We start from the raw sequence: 6,224 nt of genomic DNA, 5'->3' as shown, positions 1-6,224 counted from the left end.
CCCCCGGTGGCCAGCGGCGCGGAGGGGAGAAACCATGTCGACGCCGATCGCCGACCACATCACCGCCGATGGGCCCGCGGTCGCCGGGCCGCTCGTCGTCACCCAGGACGAGGGCCTTGCCGAGCACCTGCTGCGGATCTGCGCGGCGGCGGGCACCGAGCCGAGGCTGGTCCGGGGCGGTGCGCCGCCGACGCGGGACCTCTGGGAGGGGGCCTCCCTGGTCCTGGTCGGGGACGACCAGGCCGCCCGCTGCTCCGGGCTGGGCCGGCGCGGAGGGGTGCTGCTGCTCGGGCTGGACCTGGACGATCCCGGGGTTTATCCGGGCAGTGCAACAGTGTCACAGTGATGCACTGAGTGCATCTGAGACGCTACTTTCCGTGTTTATGGAGGTGTTCTTCACTCAACGGGTTCTGCTACAGGACCCCTCGGATGTTTCAAATGACCTGGTCTCGGTGCTGGATCGGGTTCCGGTTCCCGAGCGGATGCCGTTCCTGCTGGACGTGGACGGCTCGTACGACGTCGAGTTGAACCGGTTCTTCCGATCACTGCCGATGCTGGGGTGTCCCGCCGCGCAGAGCTGGGAGGGGTACGCGAGGGATCTGGCGATCTGGGGCCGGTTCCTGCGGGATCACCGTGGTCGGTCGGTCTGGGAGGCAGATCGGGAGGACTTCGATGCGTTCTACGCGGCCCGGCGCCTGTCGCAGCCGCCGTTCCGGGTGTCGGCGGGTACGTGGAACCGCTCGGCGGCGGCGCTGGAGAAGTTCTACAGCTGGGCGGTGGAGAGGCGGCTGGTGCCGGCGGCGCCGTTCTCCTACCGGCAGGTGCGGGTTCCCGGGCAGCGGGGCGGCGTGCTGGTCGCGGAGGTGCGGGAGAAGGCCGCCGGCGGCTCGGCGGTGAAGTTCCTGTCGATGGAGCGTTACGCGGTCTTCCGGGACGTCGGGCTGCTCGGTCGGCGATTGGACGGCAGCGAGACCCCTGGGTGCCGGTTGCGGTGCGGCGCGAGGAACGCGGCGTTCGCCGAGCTGCTGGTGACCACCGGGGTCCGGCTGGAGGAGGGCGGCAGCCTGCTGCTGCCGGAGATCGTCCGGCTGCGGCCGGAGCCGGGGGCGAGGTCGGCACGGCACGATCTGGCGCCGCTGACGACGAAGGGCGACAAGGGCCGGGCGGTGCGGATGCCGCAGCGGTGGCTGCGGCGGGCGGCCGACTACATCGAGGTCGAGCGGGCGCTGACGCTGGCCCGGGTGGCCGCGCGGGGCGGCTGGTCGGGCGGGGACTGGCTGGAGGTCCGAGAGACGGGGCCGTTGGGCGGGCGGCTGCGGATGGCGGTGGGATGGGTTCCGGTGCGGTGGGCGGACTTGGCGCCCGCGGAGCGGATGGCGCTGATGGAGGTCGACGCAGGCGGCCGGCGGCTGGGGCCGCTGGCGCTGTGGTTGAGCGAGCGCGGCACTCCGATGGCGCTGAACTCGTGGGAGTACGCCTTCGCGCGGGCCTGCGAGCGGGCGGCGGCGGCCGGGGTGGTGGTCGACTGCTCGCCGCATACCTGCCGGCACACCTTCGCGGTTCACATGCTCACGCAGCTGGTCCGCGGTCAGATCGCCGCGATGCGCTCGGGGGAGCCTGACCTGCGGATGAGCGTCTACCGGCGGGTGATGGGCGATCCGTTGGCGATCTTGCAGCGATTGTTGGGGCACAGCCACATCACCTCGACCTACATCTACCTGGACTCCCTGGCGGAGGCCCAGGAACTCATCGACGAGGCGGTGGCCGAGCTGGCCGGCCGCATGGAGGAAGCGGACATGGATGACCTGGTGGCGTTGGCGGGTGCGTGGTGAGCGAGCTGAAGCGATCACGCAGGGCGGTCTTCCCCGAGCAGGTGTCGTCCGGGCCGGTGGTCGTGCCGGGCTCGCTGGAGGAGGTGCACCCGCTGGTGTTCGAGCTGCACTTTCCCGGCCGCCGGCGGGGCGCCACGATCAACCTGTCGGCGGCGGTCTGCCTGAAACTGGTACGGCAGCTGGCCGCCACGATGCGCTCGTTGGCCGGGGTCGGGCGCCGGATCGCCAGCCCGGGAACGGCGCACGCCTACCTGCATGCGACCCGGAAGCTGGACGAGTTCCTGGCTGGCCGGGTTGAGCGGCCGGAGCAGTGGACGCTGCGGCAGGCCACGGCCGAGGACTTGGACGACTTCGAGTCCTGGCTCTACGAGACGCTGCCGACCCGGCGGACCGCCTATGCGTTGCTGCTTCAGGCGGTGACGCTGCTGCGGGAGATCCGGGACGTGACGCCGGAGGAGGTCAGCGTCGCGCTGCACGACCGGCTGATGTTCGTGGGACGCCAGCCACGGCCCGCTCAGAGCCGACCGTTGGACGCCTACGATCCGAAGACGGCCGAAGCGCTGCGGCAGGCATGCCGGGAGTCGATCCGCGCGTCGGTGAAGCGCCTGACCACCGACGCGGACGCCCTGCTCGCGGTCGGAGAGGACCCGGCAGTCGGCGGATGGTCGCGCCGGGAGAACTTCGTCTGGCACCTGGACCGCTTCGGGCCGATGTCTCGCGAGGCCCTGCGGGCAGCCGGCACGGCAGCCTCCTGGAAGGGCGGCGCGCTGGAGCGCCACTGGGGGCTCTTCCCTGGCGCTGGGGACCTGGTCCCGCTGTTCACGCTGCTGATCCTGACCACGGGGTTGGAGCCGGAGAGCGCGAAGTCGCTGCGGGCGGACTGCCTGAAGAACCCGACCCGGGGCTACGTCGAGATCGAGTACCTCAAGCGCCGGCGCCACGGCACGGAATGGAACCGCATGCGGGTGCGCGACGGAGGCACGGGCACCCCGGGCGGCCTGGTGCGGCTGGTGCTCAGGTTGACCCAGCGGGCGCGGGTCCATGCACCGGAGGGGGACCGCGAGTGGTTGTGGATCTACCTGCTGAGCTCGACCTCTCCCGAGATCAGGGCGAGTTCGAACTTCACCAACGCCTACAACTCCCAGAGGTTCTGCGGCACTTACGGCATCGCCGAGGAGGGCGGGGAGCCGTTGACGATCCACTACCGGCGCCTGCGCAAGACCTACAAGGCCGAGTTCTACCGGCTGACCCGCGGTCAGCTGCCACTGCTGGCCCGGGGCCATTCGACGGAGGTGGCCGCGGCCCACTATGCGGACATCCCGGCGCTTCGCCCGCTGCACGAGCAGGCGGTCGCGGACGGGCTGACGCAGGCCCTGGAGGAAGCGGTACGGCTGACCGTGCTCGACCCCGAGCGGGAGGCCGAGCTGAAGGCCAACCCGCAGGCCGCCGCCGAGGTGCTTGAAACCGGCGAGGACGAGGCGGTGCGGCTGCTGGACGGCGAGATGGATCTGTGGCTGTCGTCCTGCCGGGACTTCTTCAACTCCCCGCACGGGGTGGCGGGACAGGCATGCCCGGTGCCGTTCTGGAGCTGCCTGGACTGCTCGAACGCCGTGATCACCTCGCGCAAGCTGCCGGCCGTTCTCGCCTACCTGGACCACCTGGAGGAACAGCGCCTGGGCATGCCGGCCGAGGCGTTTGCCGCCGCCCACGGCCGCACCCGCAGACGGATCTTGACCCAGATCCTGCCCGCATTCCCCGACGCCGTGATCGCCGAGGCCCGCGCGGTCGCCGAGGCCACCCGCCCCCTGGAGAAGCTGCCGCCCCTGCTGGGCGGGATCGGAAGCCGCCAGTGAACCAGAACACCGACGTCCCGGCGTGCGTCAGCCCGCTCTCTGCGCACGTCAACCCCGACGCGCTCGTCCTGCGGGGCCGGGTACTGAAGGCCGACGCTGGCCCTGGGCCTGTCTTCGCCGAGGACTACTGGGACCTCTCGCCCGCCTACCACCTGCCCAACCACCACCGCGGCCAGGCGGCCATGCTGTTCGACAAGATCGCCGACCCCGTCTGGCGGCTGACCGCGAAGGAGTTCGCCTACGCGAGGCTGACCGAGATTACCGAGGGCTGCACGAAGCTGCCGGCGCCGCCGACAGTGACCCGTGAGGTTCGCGAGCTGCGGGGCCTGTTCGACTACCTGGAGGAGTTCCACCCCGGCGTGAGGCTTCGGGAGATTACGGACGACGCGGTGCTGGAAGCGTTCTTGGACCACCGGGTCGAACACGGCCGGACCAAGCCCCAGCACCGGCCGCAGGAGCGGGGCCGGCTGAAGTGGTTCCTGACCTTGCTGTTCCGCTGCCGGACGTCGATGACGTTCGACTGGCTGGAGCGGATTCCGTGGGACGGGCGCCCGTCCCGGCTGGTGGCCGGCAGCAGGTCTCAGGAGAACGCGACCCCGCGGGTTCCGCCGCAGGTGCTGGCGCCCTACCTGCGGGGCTCGCTGTTCTACGTCCAGATCGCCTCGAAGGACATCCTTGCGGCGCTGGCCGAGCAGGAGCGGCTCCGTCGGCCGCTGGAGGGGCACGCGGGCGTCGCTAAGGGCGACACCCGCCGCAAGCTCGCCGTGTTCATCGACGAGCGGCGCCGGCAGGGCCGGGGCCTGCCTGCCCGGCCGGATATCCCGGCCATCCGAGGCCGGGTGCTCAAGGACGACGGGGGCGTCAACCGCGCGCTGATCGCCGAGCTCTGCCGGGTCGGCAAGGCCGCTCTGGACCAAGACGCTACCGTCGCCATGCTCCGCGAGGCCGTGGCCGAACTCGGCCTGGAGCCAGGAGGGATGGAGACGCAGATCAGCGCCGACCCGGTGACCGGCATGCCCTGGCGGAGCAGGTTCGAGCACAAGTCCCTGCTCTGGGAGACCCGGATGCTGGTGGCGGCCAGCTACGTCGTCACGGCCTACCTGTCCGGGATGCGCGACTCCGAGACGCAGTCCCTCAAGCCGGGATGCCACTTCACCGAACCGTCCCCGGACGGGGTGATCGAGCGGCACAAGGTCCGCAGCCGGGTCTTCAAGGGCCGGGAGGCCGTCGGCGAGGAAGACACCTGGGTGGTGATCGAGCCGGTCGCCGAGGCCATCGCGGTGATGGAGGCCCTGACGGTTTGTGACCGGATCTTCTACCGGCACGGCTTCGGCACGCGCAACGAGGGCATCGGGACCACGATCAACGACCAGCTGAACGTGCTGCGGGACCGGCTGGGGCAGGTCCGGCCCCACGACCCGATCCCGCTGGTCGACGGCGAGCCCTGGCGCTTCACCACCCGCCAGTTCCGGCGGACAGTGTCCTGGCACATCGCCCGCCAGCCCTACGGGGCGGTTGCTGGAAAGGTCCAGTACAAGCACCTCAAGGTCGCGATGTTCGAAGGCTACGCGGGCAGCTCGGTCTCCGGGTTCCGCGCGGAGGTAGAGACGGAACGGCAGCTCGCCCAGCTGGAGCACTTCCTCGACCAGTACGAGGACTTCAAGGCAGGGGTCAGGCTGCCCGCGCGCCTGACGGCGGAATTCGGCCGCATCCGTGAGGAGCTCGGGGACTTCCCCGGCAAGGTGGTCGACACCGCGCGGCTGCGGTCGATGCTGGTCGGACCGGCGCGGACCTACTACCCCGGCGTGCTCAACGACTGCTACTTCGAGGCGTCCACCGCGCTCTGTCTGACCCGCAGGCCGGGCGCCGAGGGGGACGCCGAACCGGTGATGAACCACTGCCAGCCGGCCAAGTGCCCGAACTCGTGCGTGCTGCCACGGCACCGAGGCGCGATCGGGTCCGTGATTGCCGACGCCCGGCAGTTGCTGGCGATCCGCCCCATCACCGCCCCGCAGAGGATCGCGCTGCAACAGCAGATCGACCAGATGCGGCGCATGCACGAGCAGGCCGGGGAGGGGACCGGATGAGCGTCACCGAGCAGGCGGTCGCGGCGCTGGAGGCCGCGATGGCGCGGCTCCTGGCCGGTGAGCCGGACCGAAGCGACGGCAGTCTGACCGTCGCCGCGCTGGCCCGGGAAGCCGGCGTGAGCCGGGCAACGGCCTACCGGGCTGGCGAGATCCTCGAACGCTTCCGGCAGAAGATTGAGGAGCGGACCAGCGGACCGGATGTCCCGGCGACGCTGCGCGAGCAAATCCGCGAACTCAAGGGCGAACTGCGCGAGGCCAGACGGGCACGGCACGAGGAGATCCAGAGCCTTCGTCGATCGGTCGATATTCTTGCCCAGCACGTTCAGGCTTTGACTTTGGAAAATATCTCACTCAGAGACGCGCTTGCATCCGGAGGAACACTTTCTGTAATGCCTCGGGTGTCGCGTAAGGTGGCGGAAAGAAAATAGTGCTTCTCGGGCTGGTCCACCTTC

General features: G+C 70.4%; 4 protein-coding genes and 1 pseudogene. All 5 read left to right on the top strand.

Annotation, left to right across the window (positions count from 1 at the left end; all coding sequences use genetic code 11):
* Positions 1-346, top strand: a pseudogene (locus ACFU7Y_RS37975) (hypothetical protein); the annotation flags it as partial.
* Between the two features lie 106 nt (positions 347-452).
* On the top strand, positions 453-1,832 hold the full coding sequence (locus ACFU7Y_RS37970) for a tyrosine-type recombinase/integrase (RefSeq protein WP_380771087.1): 1,380 nt from the start codon (positions 453-455) through the stop codon (positions 1,830-1,832).
* Positions 1,829-3,685, top strand: a complete 1,857-nt coding sequence (locus ACFU7Y_RS37965; RefSeq protein WP_380771086.1) for a hypothetical protein — start codon at positions 1,829-1,831, stop codon at positions 3,683-3,685. Before ACFU7Y_RS37970 ends, ACFU7Y_RS37965 begins: the two co-directional genes overlap by 4 nt.
* A complete protein-coding gene (locus ACFU7Y_RS37960) occupies positions 3,682-5,772 on the top strand; it encodes a hypothetical protein (RefSeq protein WP_380771085.1) in 2,091 nt (696 codons plus the stop codon). The genes ACFU7Y_RS37965 and ACFU7Y_RS37960 overlap by 4 nt, the downstream gene beginning before the upstream one ends.
* The gene (locus ACFU7Y_RS37955) at positions 5,769-6,200 is read left to right on the top strand and encodes a hypothetical protein (protein ID WP_380771083.1); all 432 of its coding nucleotides are present in this window, start codon (positions 5,769-5,771) and stop codon (positions 6,198-6,200) included. The genes ACFU7Y_RS37960 and ACFU7Y_RS37955 overlap by 4 nt, the downstream gene beginning before the upstream one ends.
* Positions 6,201-6,224 lie beyond the last annotated feature (24 nt).

It is taken from the genome of Kitasatospora sp. NPDC057542, assembly GCF_042801945.1.
In the GTDB taxonomy this organism is placed as follows: domain Bacteria; phylum Actinomycetota; class Actinomycetes; order Streptomycetales; family Streptomycetaceae; genus Kitasatospora.
This window is presented reverse-complemented; position numbering and strand designations above follow the sequence as displayed.

Bases quoted from the DNA above. Each gene is read 5' to 3' on its own strand.
- ACFU7Y_RS37955 (WP_380771083.1), top strand. From the start codon at position 5,769: ATGAGCGTCACCGAGCAGGCGGTCGCGGCGCTGGAGGCCGCGATGGCG.